The organism is Kitasatospora sp. NPDC057904 (genome assembly GCF_042887925.1).
In the GTDB taxonomy this organism is placed as follows: Bacteria; Actinomycetota; Actinomycetes; order Streptomycetales; family Streptomycetaceae; genus Kitasatospora.
Genome location: NZ_JBHVOL010000004.1, coordinates 480,067 through 495,659 on the forward strand (window position 1 = coordinate 480,067; position 15,593 = coordinate 495,659).

Below are 15,593 nucleotides of genomic sequence, written 5' to 3' on the forward strand. Positions count from 1 at the left end.
TTCTCGTCGGCGCGCCGTCGACGAGCCCGGGGGGAGGAATCGTGAGGCAGGCAGACCACAGGGACGCGGAGTTGTGGCGGAGGTGCCGGGAGATCGCGGAGGCGCTGCCCCTTCCGGAGCCCTTCGAGATGCCGGCCCTCGCCGAGACACTGGCGCGAATGCGGGGCAGGCCACTCGAGTTGGTGCCGCTGCCGGGGCGGAGCAGGGGCCCGTGCGGGATCCTGGCCAGCACCGACCGGGCCGACTACATCGGGTACCCCTCCGACACCAGCGTGCTGCACCAGCAGCACATCCTGCTCCACGAGGTCGGCCACCTGCTCTGCGGGCACGCCGGCACGACCGCGCTCGGATCGGCCGCGTCCGAGGCGCTGATGCCCCATCTGTCGGGCGAGCTGATCCGGCGCGTGCTCGGCCGCTCGGCCTACTCCGACCGTCAGGAGCAGGAGGCCGAACTGATCGCCTCCCTCGTCCTGCAACGCGCCAGGCACCGGGCCCGGACCGGGTCCGCGGACACCGGTGATTCCGACGGCCGGGTGACCCGGCTGGGCTCCGTGTTCGGACCGGCACCGAGGAGCCGTGCGGCAGACCATGAGTGACCGGCTGGCCGACGTGGCCGACTACCTCGCCTGCCTGATCACCCTCGTCGGAACGGCGGCCAAGGCCCTGTCCGACCGCGGTCGGCGGTCCGATCCGGCGCTCCGCTACGTGTACGCCTCCGGGCTGTGCCTGGGGCTGGGGCTGGCGACGACGCCTCCGGCGACGTTCACCGCGGTGAGCGGCCTCGGGTCCTGGCCGTGGTCCTGGTTCGGATTCGGCTGCCTCCGGCTCGTCAGCGACGAGCTGGAACTCCTCGCGGTCGGATTCCTGGCCATGCTGGCCTACTCGATCCAGCCGCCGGACGGCATCCGGGGCGGTGTCCGGGGCGGGCTCCGACGCCAGGCGGCCATCACGGCCGGGGCCTTCCTGCTGAGCGTCGGCGCGTACGTCGCCGCCGGCACCACCCAGGTGGGCGCCCTCGTCGTCGCGCACGGCCAGCGGCGGTTCCTCCTGGTCGCCTATATCGGGCTGCTCACGGCCCACCTGGTCTGGCGGCTGGCCGTGTTCGGACTGCTGACCGGCCGGGCCGCCCGCCGCATGCCGCCGGGCGCGCTCCGCTCCGGACTGCGGCTGATGGCATCCGGGACCGTGATCGGGCTGCTCTGGATCGCCGGCAACGTCAACGACGTGGTCGACCTGCTGACCACCGGCGGTGAGATCGGCGCCGAGAGCGCGGCGTCCGCCGTGTCGGCACTCGTCTGCGTCGTCCTGATGCTGGCCGGAGCGACCGCGCCCGCCTGGGGCGGCCGTCTGGCGAGGTGGTGGCGACCTCTGCGCGCCCGGTACGCGTACCGCCGACTGGAACCGTTGTGGTCGGTGCTGCGGGCGACGGTGCCGGCGGTGGAGCTGCTGCCGGAAACCGCGCGGGTGGGGCGGCGCACGCCGCACGGTGCGCAGTTCGCGCTCTACCGCCGCATCATCGAGATCCGTGACGGCCAGCTCGCGCTCCGTCCGTACGTGCACCCGCAGGTGCCGTCGTGGGTCGCCGAGTTCACCGCGAGCACCGCGAGCACCGGCGGAGTGCGCCTTCGTCGGCGCCACGAGGTCGCCGCGACCGTGGAGGCGGCCGGCATCGCCGCCGCCCTGGAGGCGGCCGGGGCCGGGCACCGTTACCCCGCCGAACCGTCAGCCGGATACGTCCCGTCCGAGGGGCAGGTCGGCATCGACGAGGAGGTCGCCTGGCTGATCAAGGTGGCGGACGCCTTCACCGCGTCCCCGGCCGTGGCCCGGGTCCGCAGCCGGGTGCGCGACGAGCTGAACAGCGTCCGCGGATGAGGCCGGACCGCCCCTGCCCGGCCTACCCCGGGCTGTGCAGCTCCCGCTCCACCAGGCGGGCCAGTGCGGCTCGTGACGGTACGTCGAGCTTGCGGTAGATCCGCTGCAGGTGCGTCTCCACGGTGCGAGTGCTCAGCACGAGCTCGTGGGCGACCTGGCGGCTGGTGACGCCGGCGCCGACCAGCCGGGCGACCTCGCGCTCGCGCTCGGTGAGCAGCCGCAGGGGCTGCCGTCGGTCCGTCGAGGGACGGTGGGCCCGGGTCGTTCCGGTCGTCAGCTTCGCCTGCTCCCGCAGGGCTTCCTCGGACAGCCGCAGGGCGCCGTAGTGACGGGCCAGATGCAGGGCCGAGTCCAGCTGGGCCGTGGCAGCCGCAGGACCGTGGACCGCCGCCGTCGAGGCCGCGCCCAGCACGAGGGTCCAGATCTGCTGGATCGGCAGGCCCGCGCGCCGAAAGCCCTGCGCCGACTGGTCGAACAGGACGACGGCGGTGTCGTGCTCGTGGCCGGAGGCGTGGACGAGGGCCCGTGCCCGGCGGGCGTGCATGCGCTGGCCGGGCAGTCCCAGCCGGTCGGCGGCCGAGTCGGCCTGCCGGGCCCAGCGTTCGGCGCCGGTCCGGTCTCCGCAGCGCACGGCCGCCATGGTCAGGACGCCCAGCCACTGGGGGAGCAGGGTGGGCTGGAGCAACGGCAGGCCGTCGCCCCCGCCGTCCTCCAGCAGGGTCCGCAGCGCCGCGGGGGCGTCACCGGTGAGGAGTTGTGCCTGGGCGAGCGCACCGACCCCGGAACCCGCCCACCAGTTGTCGCCGGGACGGGTGCCGTGGGTTCCCGCCTCGGCGAGCGCGACGACGGCAGCGGACTGCTGCGTGCCCTGTGCCCACGCGAGTGCCGTCGCCCGGAGCGCCATGGCGCGGCCGGCCACGTCGTGGGCGCCGGCGGCGCGGGCCAGCCGTTCGGCCTCCAGCGCCGAGTGGACGGCCCGGTCGAGCCGGCCGGTGCGGGTGTCGAGGCCGCACTGCCCCAGCAGCAGGTGCGGCAGCATCTGCTGCGGGCCGCCGGCCCTGGTGACGGCCAGACCCCGCCCGAAGTGCCGGGAGGCGGCCGGGAAGCGCTCCAGGAACACCTCGGACCAGCCGATCGCGGCGGGGAGTTCGGGGTTGCGGGCCAGCACGGTGTCCGGCAGACCGTCCAGTCGCCCGGCGCAGTAGGTGACCGCGGGCGCTGCGGCCGCCACGTCGCCGAGGTAGGTGTCACCGAGAGCCGCGAGTGCCCTGGCGGCCACCGTCGATGTCCGGTCCTCGGCGCCGTTCGCGGCCTGCACAGCGCGCCCGACCAACAGGTGCGTCTGCTCGTAGGTCCCTTCCAACAGCGAGACCCGGCCGTATTCCAGGGCGAGTTCGGCGACGTGCGCGGGAGCGGGACCGGGACCGGGACCGGGACCGGGCAGCGACCCGGGCAGGTCGCCCAAGGCCGCACGGACCAGTGCCTCCGCCTCCCGGTAGCGCCCGAGCTGCCGCTCGCAGAGGGCGGAGACGAGGTACGCCTCGGCGCGGAGCTCCGGGTCGAGGCGCGCCGCCTCGCGCAGCACCTCGTGGGTCAGCGCCCGCGCGTCGGCGAGTCGGCCGGCGGCAGCGAGTGCGCGGGCACGGGCGAGCACCAGCGAATCCGTGGGCAGCCGGAGGGCGTCCCTGCCGGGCAGGGATTCGAGCACCAGCCCGAGCCAACGAGCCGCCGTGGCCGGCGCGTCGTCGGCGATCTCCTGCGCGCCTTCGACCAGCAGCTCCAGCGCGGTGACGCCGTCCGTGCCGACCAGCTGCTCCGCGTGCCGGGCGCGGGCGGCGGCCGTGCATTCGCGGTCCGTGAGCAGGTCCAGCGCCCGGCGATGGGCCGACACCCGGGAGACGGCATCCGCGCGTTCATGGGCGACGTGCCGCAGCACCGGATGCCGGAACGCGAACCGCGCGCCTCCGGCGACGGGACGCAGCAGGTCGGCACGGGTCAGTTCGGCGAGTGCGGCGTGGACGCGGGCGGGTTCGAGCCCCGAGACCACCGTGAGATCCGCCGGCTCGACGTGGTCGCCCAACACGGCGGCGGCGTCGACCGCTGCGGCCGCGTCCGGCGTGAGCGCGTCCAACTCGGCTGCCAGCGCCACCGCCTCGCGCAGCAGTCCGTCCCGGTCCTCCCCGGGACTCGCCGGCCAGTCGTCAGGATGCCAGTCGGCAGCGGCGAGGATGCGGACGTACGTGGGGTTGCCGTCGGCGGCGGCGCACAATCGACGGGCGTCGGCGGGCGTGCCGACGGTGCCCGCGCTCTCGGTGCTGCCGACGACGTCGGGCGGGTCGTAGGCGTTCGCCGGACCCCGGCGGCCCAGGAGGGCGGTGACGGCCGCCGGGTCCAGCGCGGCCGGCTCGATCCGGACGACGCTGCCGGCCCGCACGCCGTGGCTCAGCTCCTCCAACAGGGGCAGGGCGGTCTGGCGGGGCCGGTGCGCGACGGCGAGGAGCAACGGGCCCGGCACCGGCGTGCGGACGAGCTGGGCGACGAGTTCGGCCGACTCCGGATCGCACAGGTGGACGTCGTCCAGCAACAGCACGCCACCGCCTGTTGCGGAGGCCCATTCGGCCAGCAGCTCGCGGGCCACCCGCCCACGGCGGAAGTGCTCCTCGGAGGTCGGCCCGGTGCCGGCCCCGGAGCCCCGGAAGACGCGGCAGCGGTCGCGCTGCTCATCGGCGGTCTCACCGGCGAGCCGGTCGCCGTACGCGTCCACGAAGATCTGGTACGGCACCGTCGGCCGTCGTACGGCGCGGGCCTGGGAGACCGGGATGCCGCGTACCCGGGCATGGTCGGCGACCACGCGCAGGAGCGCGCTCTTTCCCGTCCCCGGGTCGCCCGCGATCTCGATCACGGCACCGCGGCCGCTGCGCAGACCGTCGACGACAGCCCGAAGCCGGGTCAGCTCGCCTTCGCGCGCCAGTAGTTCTGTATCGTCGGGCGTCCGCCACCGCGACACGTGTGCCACCCCCGTCCGCCGGTCCCCCTGGCCCAGCCCGCAGTCCATCAGCTGATATGAATGAACCTTGCGTATTGATTCATATCAGCTGATCATTTGGCAAACGCGGGGCCCTGTGGCGTGTCCGACTGGCCATCAAGTGCGCGGAATGACCTTGGTGTTGACAGGTCCGCGCACGCTGCGACGGCGCCACCGGAGGCTTTCCCGGCGGCGCCGTTGCGGCGTGGGTGTGGGTCAGCCGGAGCACCCGGGGACGGGGGTGGGGCTGCCCGCGCAGTTGGTCGGGCGGTTGCCGGCCACGGTGGTGGCGACGAGTCCCACCGTGCCCGTGTTGTTGTAGATGCCGCCGGGGGCGCTGTCGGCGCTGTTGTCGGTCACCGTGCTGGCGATGAGGGTCGCGGTGCCCAGGTTGGCGAGGCCGCCGCCGGTGGCACCCGGGCTGTTGGCGGTGTTGCCGCTGACGGTGCTGGCCTCCAGGGTCAGCGTGGCGCTGGTGATGTTGGCGATGCCGCCGGCGTTGCCCGCGGTCGCGGTGTTGCCGCTGACGGTGGTGTCCTGCAGCGTCATGGTGCCGTGGTTGCTGATGCCGGCGCTGACGGCCGCCGTGTTGCCCTTGACCAGAGCCGATCGCAGCGTCGCGGTGCCGCTGTTGAGGATGCCGCCGAAGGCGGTGACGGCGGTGTTGTCGCTGATGTCACCGGCCGCCATCGTCAGCTTGCCGTTCGATCCGGCGAAGACGCCACCGCCGAGGTCGCCGGTGTTGCTTCTGATGCTGCTGGCCTCCAGGGTCAGCGCGCCGCCACTGAAGATGCCTCCTCCCGCGCCGGTGGCCGTGTTGTGGTCGACGCTGCTCGCCCGCAGGACCACGGTGCCGTTGGCGAAGCCGGCGATGCCGCCGCCGACGCCACCGGCGGTGTTGCCGGTGACGGTGCTCGCCTGGAGAGTCAGGCTGCCGGCGTTGATGTTCTGGATGCCACCGCCGTCGCCGGGAGTGCTGCCGCCCCTGACCGTGCCGTTGTTGAGGGTGAGCTTGCCGCCGTCGACCCTGATGACGAGGAACTGGGGAGTGCCCGCCGCCGTGGACCGCTCGATGGTGTCCCCGTCGGCGTTGACGGTGATCGGGGTGGTGATGGCCGGCAGGCCCGCGTCGCCCCCGTTGAATGCCGTGGTGAGGGTGTACGTGCAGCCCGGGGCCAGGTTCAGGGTGCCCCCACCGGATCCGTTGGCCGTACTGATCGCGGTGATCAGTGCGGCGGTGGTGCACGGAACGTTGGTCGCGGCTTCGGCGGTCGTCGGGACGACGGCCAGGCCGAGGCCGAGGGCCGTGCCCGTCGCAAGGTACCGGGGGATGTGCAGATTCCGCATGGTGCTCCTCAGGGAACTCACGGGCCGCCCGAGCTCGCCTGCGGAGTGGGCTGGCGGGTCGGCTCCGACGGGAAGCGGCTGTCGGTCGCGGGGGTGAGTCGACACGGTGCCGGTTGGTCGGAACAGGACCGGAGAGCTGCCGCTTTCAGACAGGTGCGAACAGCAGATGCCAACATCTGAGCAGCTGGGTGCCGGATCGGCTCGTCGGCGCTTCCGGATGGGTGAGCGGATGGCTTCGTACCGTAACGGGAGCCGGTTGTGCGGGCGCGAGAGGGCGCCCGGACGTCCCAGCCGCTGATCAGGGCAGGTCGGCGCTGCCGGCTCACCCGGCACCGCCGCTGAGCTACACGTGGAACGGGACGGTCGTGACGACGACCTTCGGCAGGGGGCGCAGCGCCCTCCACAGCCGAGCCGCGAGCCGGTTGTGCAGGATGCGGTGGTACCAGCGCCGTACCACTATGAGGCTGTTGGGCCCGGAGCGGTTGACCGGGTTGTTGTTGCTGTAGGCGTAGGCGTTCCGCTGGAGCGGGTCCTTGGCGTCCAGGATTGGGTCGGGGCTCAGGAAGCGGCCGGTGGTGGGCTGGTACTGGCGGGCGCCGAGGTTGGTGAAGCCGGTGGTGTCGTCCTTGAGGCCGTTGACGAAGCCCTTGTTGCCGGACCACGGGGTGGACAGGGAGCCGGCTCCGCGTGCCGCGCCGAACGGGTCGAAGGAGCGGCGGGTTCCGCTCGTGGTAGCGGAGTCGATGGACAGCGTGTTGCTGCCGTGGGTGTCGGAGAACCGGTGGGTGAGCTTCGTCGGGCCCTGGCGGACCAGGGTGATGCCTCCGGGGATGGCGTAGTACCGGGTGCCGGTGCTGGTCTGGCTGTTGGTGTGGGATGTCTCCAAAATCTAGTCGCCCCAGCTCAGATGATGTGGCCTGGCTCCCGCGACAACGCCAGGGGCGCGATTTTCCAACGCCACCGTTGCAGAGGTGCAGGTCAGGCCAAGCTCTGCAGGTGACAGGTGCGAGCTCTTGGGTGAGGACCTGGTAGCCGATTCGGGTCGCCCTCGGCTGTGCCGGGGCGTTGGTCTTTCGGGTGGTAGCTGAACCCCTGTCGCTGCTGCTTGAGCAGCAATGGGGATCGCTGGAGCTCGGCTGGAGCGTCGAGCGATAGGGCGGCGCCCGTGGCACCAGGATCTGGGTGGCCGCCGGAGTAGGCCGCGGCCGTCCCCTCGCACTTCGTTTATTAGACATCTCGAAGCGCGGAGAACAGCCGCGGCACATGTTTCCAGCCCTGGGCATCAAGAATTTCAATTGGCCGAATGGCCACCTCAGCTACAACAAGCTGAGGCCGACTTGCCTTGTCGCTCGCGCGGTAAAATCACCCACCTGTTGCCCGGCCCGTCGTCGGCACCGTCCGATGCAGCAGATACCCCGAACATGGCTTATCCGGCTCCGCATAGAGACACATGGACAACTTGTCTCCGTCCAGGTGTGACACGAGGCGAATCGACGGTGGCGTCAGGCTCGGCTGCTCGGCTGTCGGGAAGGAGATTTCCACCCCGGGATCCTCGTCGTTTCCCAGGTGGACGATCTTCCAGGATCCGGCCTGCGTCTTCCCCGACTTCTCCAGGAAGCCCGCGCCGCGCCGCACGTCTGCGGAAAATTGATGGTCGGCAGAGAACATCAACACCACGTCTCCCCCTCCTGTCCACGTGCCCGCGACGTCCGCTTCTGTCAAGGAAGGTGCCTTAGGGCCTCCGCAGCCAGAGAAGACCAGCACTGCAGTCGACATCAATGCCGCAGATACGGCAGAGCGTAACCTCAATCCAAGCGTCATCCAGTGGCCCCTTTCATGACGCTAACGATAGTACTTCCTCGTCAGGTCAAGAACCTGAGTGAAGTAGATATCCTGACGAATCGTTGCCCCTGTGCCGGTTGTCGTATCGGTTTTGCCGCATCCGGCATGACAGAAAGAGGTCCATCCGGTCACATTGGTGACATGATAGTTGACGACCATGGTCTTGGCGGTCTTGTCCATGGATGCAACCTGATAGTCAAGGGTGTAGCTTCCAAGAACGGCGTCCGCGCGACTCCCGTCGTCTCCCCGAAGTAGGGGATCCCCCGAGAAACTGAGCTTTAGGCCCGCCAAGGCCAAGATATCCTTGATCCCATTGAGTGAGTATCCGCCCTTCCTGTCCCTGGATACCCACTTGCCCTCTTCGACATTGTCGTACCAGCCTGGATGCTGAAATCCTTGAATGAGCTCCTTCTGAAGCTCAAGCACATGCTCGTCTGAGGCCACCATGGCGGAAAGCCTCGAATCGGACCCAAAAATCATGTTCGGAGTTTGCTCGCCAACACCCTGGTGCCACATCCGGGCGATGTCCTCGGGGCTCAGATCCTTCGTCTGATCTCCAGAGAGAGTCTTTCCATCGGAATTCTCGATCGTTCCGGCATAGTCTGGTGCGGGCGCGCAGTTAAAACCGTGCACGGCCATGTACGTGTTTCCGCGGCATGGCTGCAGAGTGTTCAGATAGTTTCCACTGCTGGTCTTGATCACTTTTGGCTGAGTCTGCTGCTCCCGCTTGCGAACGGATTCTGGAACATAATTTGCCGTGGTCTCGGCATAGTTCTTCATCGTGATCGTGCCGCCCGACCCGCAGTCGTAGAGAGTGCCGCATTCAGGGGACTTGAGGCCGCTGGGATCGTCGCGGTTGACCGGGTCGTTGTTGCTGTAGGCGTAGGCGTTCCACTGGAGTGGATCCTTGGCGTCCAGGATTGGGTCGGGGCTCAGGAAGCGGCCGGTGGTGGGCTGGTACTGGCGGGCGCCGAGGTTGGTGAAGCCGGTGGTGTCGTCCTTGAGGCCGTTGACGAAGCCCTTGTTGCCGGACCACGGGGTGGACAGGGAGCCCGCTCCGCGTGCCGCGCCGAACGGGTCGAAGGAGCGGCGGGTTTCGGCGGTGGTGGCGGAGTCGATGGACAGCGTGTTGCTGCCGTGAGTGTCGGAGAACTGGTAGGTGAGCTTCGTCGGGCCCTGGCGGACCAGGGTGATGCCTCCGGGGATGGTGTAGTAGCGGGTGCCGGTGCTGGTCTGGCTGTTGGTGTCGTAGGTGAGTTCGTCGCCGCCGCCGAGGTTGACGGTGGTCTTGCCGGGGTTGCGGCGCACGAGCTGGTTGCCGTCGGCGTCGTAGAGGTACGTCGTGGTCTGCGCGCCCTGGGTGAGTGAGGCGAGCTTGCCCTCGATGTCCCACGTCAGCGTCGCGCCGTTCGCGGCGTCGGTCGCGTTCCAGGTGGAACTCGACCACTTCTCCTGCCAGTTCGGCGTGTAGACGCTGAACTTGCCGTCGTCCTGGACGACCGCGAAGTAGCCGCTTCCGGCGCCGGCCACGGTCTGTGAGGACCACAGCAGGGTGCGTTGGGCGTCGTAGACCACGAAGTTGCCGTCGTCCTGCATGGTCGCCCAGGCGCCCGGGTGGTTCTGGGTGTTGCTGGACCAGACCGCCTGCCCGGTGCGCAGGGAGCTGAGTACCAGGTTTCCGTCGTCCTGCATGGCGAGCTGCACGCTGTTGGAGCGCACGGACTCACCGGGGTTGAGGACGAAGCCGGCACCGAGGGTTTTGTTGCTGCCGGGGTTGCCGATCTGGGTGGTGTTGCCGGCCGCGTCGTACTGGTCGACGCCCGGACCATAGGACCCGCCGGCGAACGTGGACCTGTTGGTGGCCAGGGCGTGCGGGCCACCCGTGCCGCCGCCCGTCCCGGCCGCTGTGGTCGGGGTGTTGCGAGTGCCGGGCGCGGGGAAGGACTGGTCGATCGTCACGTCCTTCGACGTGTCGCCCGCCAGGTTGTGGTTGACCAGCTTGGTGCGGTTGCCGGCCAGGTCGTAGCCGTAGTCCTGCCAGTACGCCGTGCTTCCGCCGGCGGTGGTCTTCGCCGGTGCGACCGCTCCGCTGGTGGGTGTTGCGTTGGCGCAGGCTCCCTGGCCGGCGAGCGACGGTGTCGGTTGGTTGAGCCGGCCGGTGTCGCTCCACGCCGTGGTGACGCGGCCCAGGTAGTCATAGGTGAAGCACTGCAGGTCGGTCGCAGCCGGGGCGTTGTCTGGGATGGCCCTGATTGCGGTGACCTTGCCGGCCGGGTTGTAGGTGTAGGTGGTGTTCTGGACGGTGCCGGTGGTGGCGGTCTGCTTGTCGACGTACTGGGTCAGCAGGCGTCCGGTCGGTTCGTCATAGGTGTTGGTCGCGACGATCTGGGTGCCCCACGGATTCATGGTGGAGCGGATGTTGCGACCGTAGGCGTCCCAGTCCGCCTGGCGGAGGTAGGTGATGCCCGCGCCGCCCATGTCGCTGAGGAGGCCGTTGGCCTCGTAGTTGTAGTTGATCGACTCCTGGGCGAGGTCGCCTGCCGCGGCACGTCCTTCGTTGACCATCGAGCCGGTGACGGGGTTGTAGGCGGCGGTGTATTCGAACGTGGTCTGCCCGGTCTTGCCGATCTCGCTGCCGGGGATGGACACGGTGCTCTTGGTCGGCCGGTAGCCGATGTCGTATTCGGTGATCGCCTTGGTGTAGGCGGCTCCGCCGGCACCGCCCGCGTACCGGGTCGAGCTCGACGCCTGGCCCTTGAGGAGGGTGTCGTAGGAGTATCCCGTGAGCTGGTTGGCCGGGCTCACGGTGCCGTTGTAGGTGCCGGTTTTGCGGCCGAGCAGGTCGTAGGTGAGCACGACGGTCTGGTTGCGCGCGTCCGTGGTGGTGGCGAGACGGCCCGCGCTGTCGTAGGTGCGGGTGGATACGCCGGTGTCGGGGTCATCGGCCCGGACCTGTCGCCCGCGCTGGTCGTAGGCGTAGCTCCAGGTGTTGCCCGCGGCATCGACGCGGGTGGCGGCCTGGCCGGCCGGTGTGTAGGTGTAGGTGGTGACGTCCGCGTCCGCCGGGTTGCCGGTCGCCGTGGGTGTCCGGTACTGCCACAGCTGCGCGGTGCGACCGCGGGCGTCGGTGACGGTGCTGGTCGCGGTGGCGCCTGCCGGGGGCGTCACGTCGACGCGGTCGGCTCCCAGGTAGGACGTGGTCGTGGTGGTCTGGAGCTGGCCGAGTGCGATGAACTGGCTGCTGACGGGTCGGCCGACGCCGTCGAACTGGACCGTGGTCCTGTTCGGGACCTTCGCGGCGTCCGGGATCCAGCGGTTGGTGCCGGGTCGGTTGGTGTCGTCGTAGTAGCCGGCGTAGGTGGAGTTGACCCGTCCCTGGGAGTCGTAGAACGAGTCCGTGACCATCCGGCCTTGGTAGGCCGAGATCGCCGGCGGGCTCTGGGTCTGCACCACGCGGCCCAGACCGTCGAGGATCTGGGTCGACGTGCCGTAGTCGTGGCCGTTCGGCCACAGTGAGTTGGTGGTGATCGTGGAGGGCGCCGTAAGCCCGTTCACGGCGTAGTCGTACGTGACGTTGGCGCCTGCGGCCGTGTCACGGCCCGGAATCCAGACGGCCTTGAGGCGCCCGAGCGCGTCGTAGGCCTGGGTGAGCGTGCGGGCGTTGGGGTCCGTCGTGGTGATGGGCAGCGAGCGTGCGGGGTCCACGGTGACCGTGGTCTCGCGCCGGGCACCTGCGTCGGGTGCTCCGGCGGGTGCCGGGGTACTGGTAACGGTGCGATTGGGCAGCTCGCCGGGGTTGGCGGAGCTGTACGCGGTGGTGACCACGGCGCCGTTCGGGTTGGCGCTGTCGGTGACGGTCGGGTCGGTGACGGTGGCGGTGCGGCCGTAGGCGTCGTAGGTGTTGGTGCCGACGGTGACGTACGTGGGTGTGCCCGAGGCGTCGTAGCTGTCGAGGACCTGGGCGCCGGTGACCTCGGCCTTGGCTCCTGTGGTACCGAAGGCCAGGCCGTCGTAGAGGGTGCGCTTGTCGGAGATGGTGTTGGCCGCCGTCGGCGCCGCGCCGCAGGCGTTGCTGCCGGAGATCGTCAGGACCTCCGACACGAGGGCGGCCATCTGTGCGTTCGCGCCGGTGGCGTACGAGGTCCGGGTGCATTCGTCCGGAGTGCCGTCGGCGGTGCTGAGGGAGGTGAGGACGCGGTTGCCGTTCGACGGGTCGCTCGTGGTGACCGTCGATACCGTGCGTGTGCCGGTCGTGGTCGCCGCTGTGCTGACGCTGGTGGTCTTGACGACGGCGTAGCGTGAGACCAGGTCGGGAAGTCCGGTCCGCGCGTGTGTGGCGGTGGTCTCCTTCGGGCTCTCGTACGTGTTCACCGCGTACGCGGCGGGTGAGGTGGCGTTTGCGTCGGCGTAGGTGTCGGTCTCCAGTACCCGGCCCGACAGCCAGTCCGTGTCCGGTCGGCTTCCGCTGGTCGGCCCGGAGACGGAGGCCGGCCGCGGGTTGTTGTCCGCCTTGTAGTCGCCGTCCATGCCCTGGTAGTAGCTGGTGGACGTTTTGGACTGCGGACCGTCCTTGCCGGAGCCGGTCACGACCGTGACGCTCGCGTACCCGCGGAACTGGTCCCAGGTGCGGTAGTCGTTGTCGGTGAACGCGCCGTCGTTGCGGTGCCACGCCGCGGGACCGTAGGTGTAGGTGGTCGTCTTGGGCACCGAACCGCTGATGAGTGCGGCGTTGGGGTCGACGGTGACCGACTTGACCGGGTAGCGCAGGAACCAGTCGTCGACCGTCTTCTGCACTCCGCTGTCGAACCACTTGACGTTGTAGCAGCTCATCGTGTTGTTGTCGGGCGAAGCCGGCATGCGGCCCGACACCCGTGAGCACGAGTCCTGGTTGTAGTTCACCAGGATGGAGCCGCCGGTCTCGGTCGTGATCCCCACGAGCCGCGGACGGTTGTAGTGGGCGCGCGCCGGGACCAGGCCGTCGACCCGGTTCGGCATCATCAGGCCGGTGAAGGTGACCTCGGGCAGGTCCTTCTCGGTCTGGCCGTTGAAGTTGTCCTCGCCGAACCGTTTGACCGACTGGAGCCAGGCGACCGGGGCGTTCTCGGTCGGCTTCGTGGGATTCGTCGGATCCTGCTGGGCCGCGTTGTTCGGGTCCTTGAAGACGTGTGTCAGGACGTAGCGGTCGACCTGCCGGTAGGCGCCGCCGGACCGGATCGAGGTGGTGATGGTGTTGAGCCACTTCGTCGACCAGAAGCTCGGGCCGTAGTTGGAGCAGCGGCCCTGGTCGAGGCACTGCTTGTCGAGCGGGGCGTCCGGCCAGTACTCGGGGTGGGAAGACTGCTGCGACGGGTCGCAGGAGGCCGACGTGCACCGCTCACCGGTCTCGAAGTCGATCCTGGAGGCGGGCTGGTAGGTACCGCCGACGGTGAGCTGGTCGGACAGCAGCTGGCCGTAGCCGATCGAGGCGAGGGTGCCGGCGCGCGTGTAAGCGGTGTTCACCGCGGCGGCGGCGCCGTTCTGGCCGCCGCCGCGGGCGTACCAGTTGGTCTCGGGCGCGTAGGTGTAGGTGGTGAGGTTGCCGTGGACGTCGACGATGTAGTCGAGGTTCCAGCGCCATGCCGTCTGGCACCACGATCCCTTGCCCTTGGACGCGTCGTAGCACGGGTCGCCGGGGTTGGGGGAGTAGACCGGCACAGTCCACGCGGACTTGCTCTCGGGCCCGACCTTGCTCGGGGTGCCGTCGGCGGCGGGAAGCTGGTTGAGGCCGAAGTAGTAGACAGTGCCGGAGGAGTCGGTGACCCTCAGGTAGGAGCCGTTCCACGTGCCGTTGGCGGCACCGGTGAGGTACTCGACCTTCGTGCCGTCGTCGTTCTTCAGCCGCCAGGTGCACCTCGACTGCTCGTCGGCGGCGTTGCCCGCGACGCAGGAGGCGTCATGAGGGACGAGCTCTCCGGAGTGGCCGCCGAGTGACAGCGTCAGATTCGCGCCGCCCCAGCACTGGTCCGCCGAACCCGCGATGCCGGCCTTGTCGCACGACTTGTACGAGCGCTCGACGAAGCCGGAGCTCAGGTCCCAGCCGTCGCCGATCCAGGAGGCCTGGGAGTTGGTGGAGGCCGTCTTGCCGTCCACCGAGGCCGAGTCGTACCCGAGCGCGAGGGACGGCACCGCCCCGCCCAGGGTGGGCGGGGACTGGATCGGGTAGCTGTAGCTGAACGATCCCGAGGAGCTTCCGGCCGACCAGGCCTGGCTGGGCGAGAGCGAGGTGGCGCTGAAGGTGCCCGTCCCGCTGGACGGCGTGCCGTCCAGTGCCAGGACGACCGGCGCCGCCACGCCCATGGAACCGAGGTCGGACGACTTCGCCAGCGCTCGCTGGCGCGAGCTCGTCGGCGATGTGGTAGCGGGGAGGTCCACATCGGCCAGCAGACGATCGGTCTGCTCGTCGTAGTGCGACGCAACCGGCGTACGGGTGAGGCAGCCTGCGGAGTCCGGTGTGGTCAGTGCACACGCGGGCAGAGCGACCAGTCGCGCACGGTTCTTGTAGTCCCCGCCGAACCCCACGCCGCTCAGGTCCAGGCCGACCCTGACCTTGGCCGTGTCGGCTTCGGTGGTCCGCGAGAGCGATACCAGTGGACCTCGAACGCCGGCGGCGTCGGCGACGGTCGACGAAGCCACCTGGACGCTCACGGGTGCGGAGCCCGCGTCAGCGCCGGCCGGAGCGGATTCACCGGACGTGGCAACCGGGGCCAGCCATACCGGCAGATCGCCGGCCCGCTGCGACGCCCCTGCAGCAGGCTCCTGGATCTCAGCGCCGTCCGCGCCCTTGCGGGCCGCCGTCGAGCCGGCGGCCGGAGGTGCTGCCAGTGTTGCCACCGCGCTGCCGTGCGCCGATCCCGTCGGAGGCTTCGGCGGCACCCAGTCCGGCGAACCGGTCACCCGAGGAGTCGATTTGGGTACATCGTGCTTGCCGGGCACCGATCCCGTCTTCGGCAACGGCGTGTTGGGCGGTGACCAGATCTTGTCCTTGCCGCTGTCCGCGAGCGGTGCGGCAAGTGCCGGTGCCACCGGTGACAGCAACGCGCCGAGAAGCGCCAGCGAACTGACGAGTGCTACTCGGGACTTCCCCCACGTCGGCGGCGGACCCACCCGCCCAACCGATCGTCGTAAACGGACATGACGAACCAAAATGACTGCCCCCCAGCAGAGTTGGCCGCACCGCGACACGGCGCGGACGAACGACTGTGGCGGAGGGTAGCGTGCAAACCAATGGGCGGTCGAGCGGATTCACTGCATCAGCCCTGCGTGACCGATCTCACACGGAGGGTAAACGGGGAGGCCCGATGGCAAATCGGACATCCAGCCGGTGAAAGGTGGTTGACGAAGCCTTTGCCGCTGAGACAGCTTGCCTTCTGGCCCTGCCTACGTTCACCGGCAGGTTGCTCGCACGCATCGACACGTGCATCTCTCGTGGGGGGACTACATCATGCCTACCGCTCCGCCCGGAGCTTCC

The 15,593-nt window shown here is 69.8% G+C and carries 7 protein-coding genes; 2 read left to right on the forward strand and 5 right to left on the reverse strand.

The window, feature by feature from the left end:
- Positions 1 to 158 precede the first annotated feature (158 nt).
- Positions 159 to 596: a ParH-like protein gene (locus ACFVSN_RS13840; protein ID WP_387955155.1), complete on the forward strand. Its 438-nt coding sequence runs from the start codon at positions 159 to 161 to the stop codon at positions 594 to 596.
- Positions 589 to 1,872 carry an MAB_1171c family putative transporter gene (locus ACFVSN_RS13845; protein ID WP_387955157.1) on the forward strand — a complete coding sequence of 428 codons (1,284 nt, stop codon included), beginning with the start codon at positions 589 to 591 and terminating at the stop codon, positions 1,870 to 1,872. The genes ACFVSN_RS13840 and ACFVSN_RS13845 overlap by 8 nt, the downstream gene beginning before the upstream one ends.
- A 22-nt stretch (positions 1,873 to 1,894) precedes the next feature.
- Here ACFVSN_RS13845 and ACFVSN_RS13850 read toward each other — a convergent pair whose 3' ends face one another.
- The 5 genes from ACFVSN_RS13850 to ACFVSN_RS13870 all read right to left on the reverse strand — a co-directional run bounded on the left by ACFVSN_RS13850 (position 1,895) and on the right by ACFVSN_RS13870 (position 15,148).
- Positions 1,895 to 4,927, reverse strand: coding sequence for an AAA family ATPase (locus ACFVSN_RS13850; protein WP_387955159.1), 3,033 nt, complete (start codon positions 4,925 to 4,927; stop codon positions 1,895 to 1,897).
- Positions 4,928 to 5,113: 186 nt separating this feature from the next.
- The gene (locus ACFVSN_RS13855) at positions 5,114 to 6,244 is read right to left on the reverse strand and encodes a right-handed parallel beta-helix repeat-containing protein (RefSeq protein WP_387955161.1); all 1,131 of its coding nucleotides are present in this window, start codon (positions 6,242 to 6,244) and stop codon (positions 5,114 to 5,116) included.
- A 343-nt stretch (positions 6,245 to 6,587) separates the two neighbouring features.
- Complete coding sequence (locus tag ACFVSN_RS13860; protein ID WP_387955163.1) at positions 6,588 to 7,130, reverse strand: RHS repeat-associated core domain-containing protein; 543 nt, start codon at positions 7,128 to 7,130, stop codon at positions 6,588 to 6,590.
- Between the two features lie 476 nt (positions 7,131 to 7,606).
- Positions 7,607 to 7,921: a hypothetical protein gene (locus ACFVSN_RS13865; protein WP_387955165.1), complete on the reverse strand. Its 315-nt coding sequence runs from the start codon at positions 7,919 to 7,921 to the stop codon at positions 7,607 to 7,609.
- A gap of 165 nt (positions 7,922 to 8,086) precedes the next feature.
- Complete coding sequence (locus tag ACFVSN_RS13870) at positions 8,087 to 15,148, reverse strand: RHS repeat-associated core domain-containing protein (RefSeq protein ID WP_387955167.1); 7,062 nt, start codon at positions 15,146 to 15,148, stop codon at positions 8,087 to 8,089.
- Positions 15,149 to 15,593: the final 445 nt, after the last annotated feature.

Bases quoted from the DNA above. Each gene is read 5' to 3' on its own strand.
- ACFVSN_RS13840 (WP_387955155.1), top strand. From the start codon at position 159: ATGCGGGGCAGGCCACTCGAGTTGGTGCCGCTGCCGGGGCGGAGCAGG.
- ACFVSN_RS13845 (WP_387955157.1), top strand. From the start codon at position 589: ATGAGTGACCGGCTGGCCGACGTGGCCGACTACCTCGCCTGCCTGATC.
- ACFVSN_RS13850 (WP_387955159.1), bottom strand. From the start codon at position 4,927: ATGGACTGCGGGCTGGGCCAGGGGGACCGGCGGACGGGGGTGGCACAC.
- ACFVSN_RS13855 (WP_387955161.1), bottom strand. From the start codon at position 6,244: ATGCGGAATCTGCACATCCCCCGGTACCTTGCGACGGGCACGGCCCTC.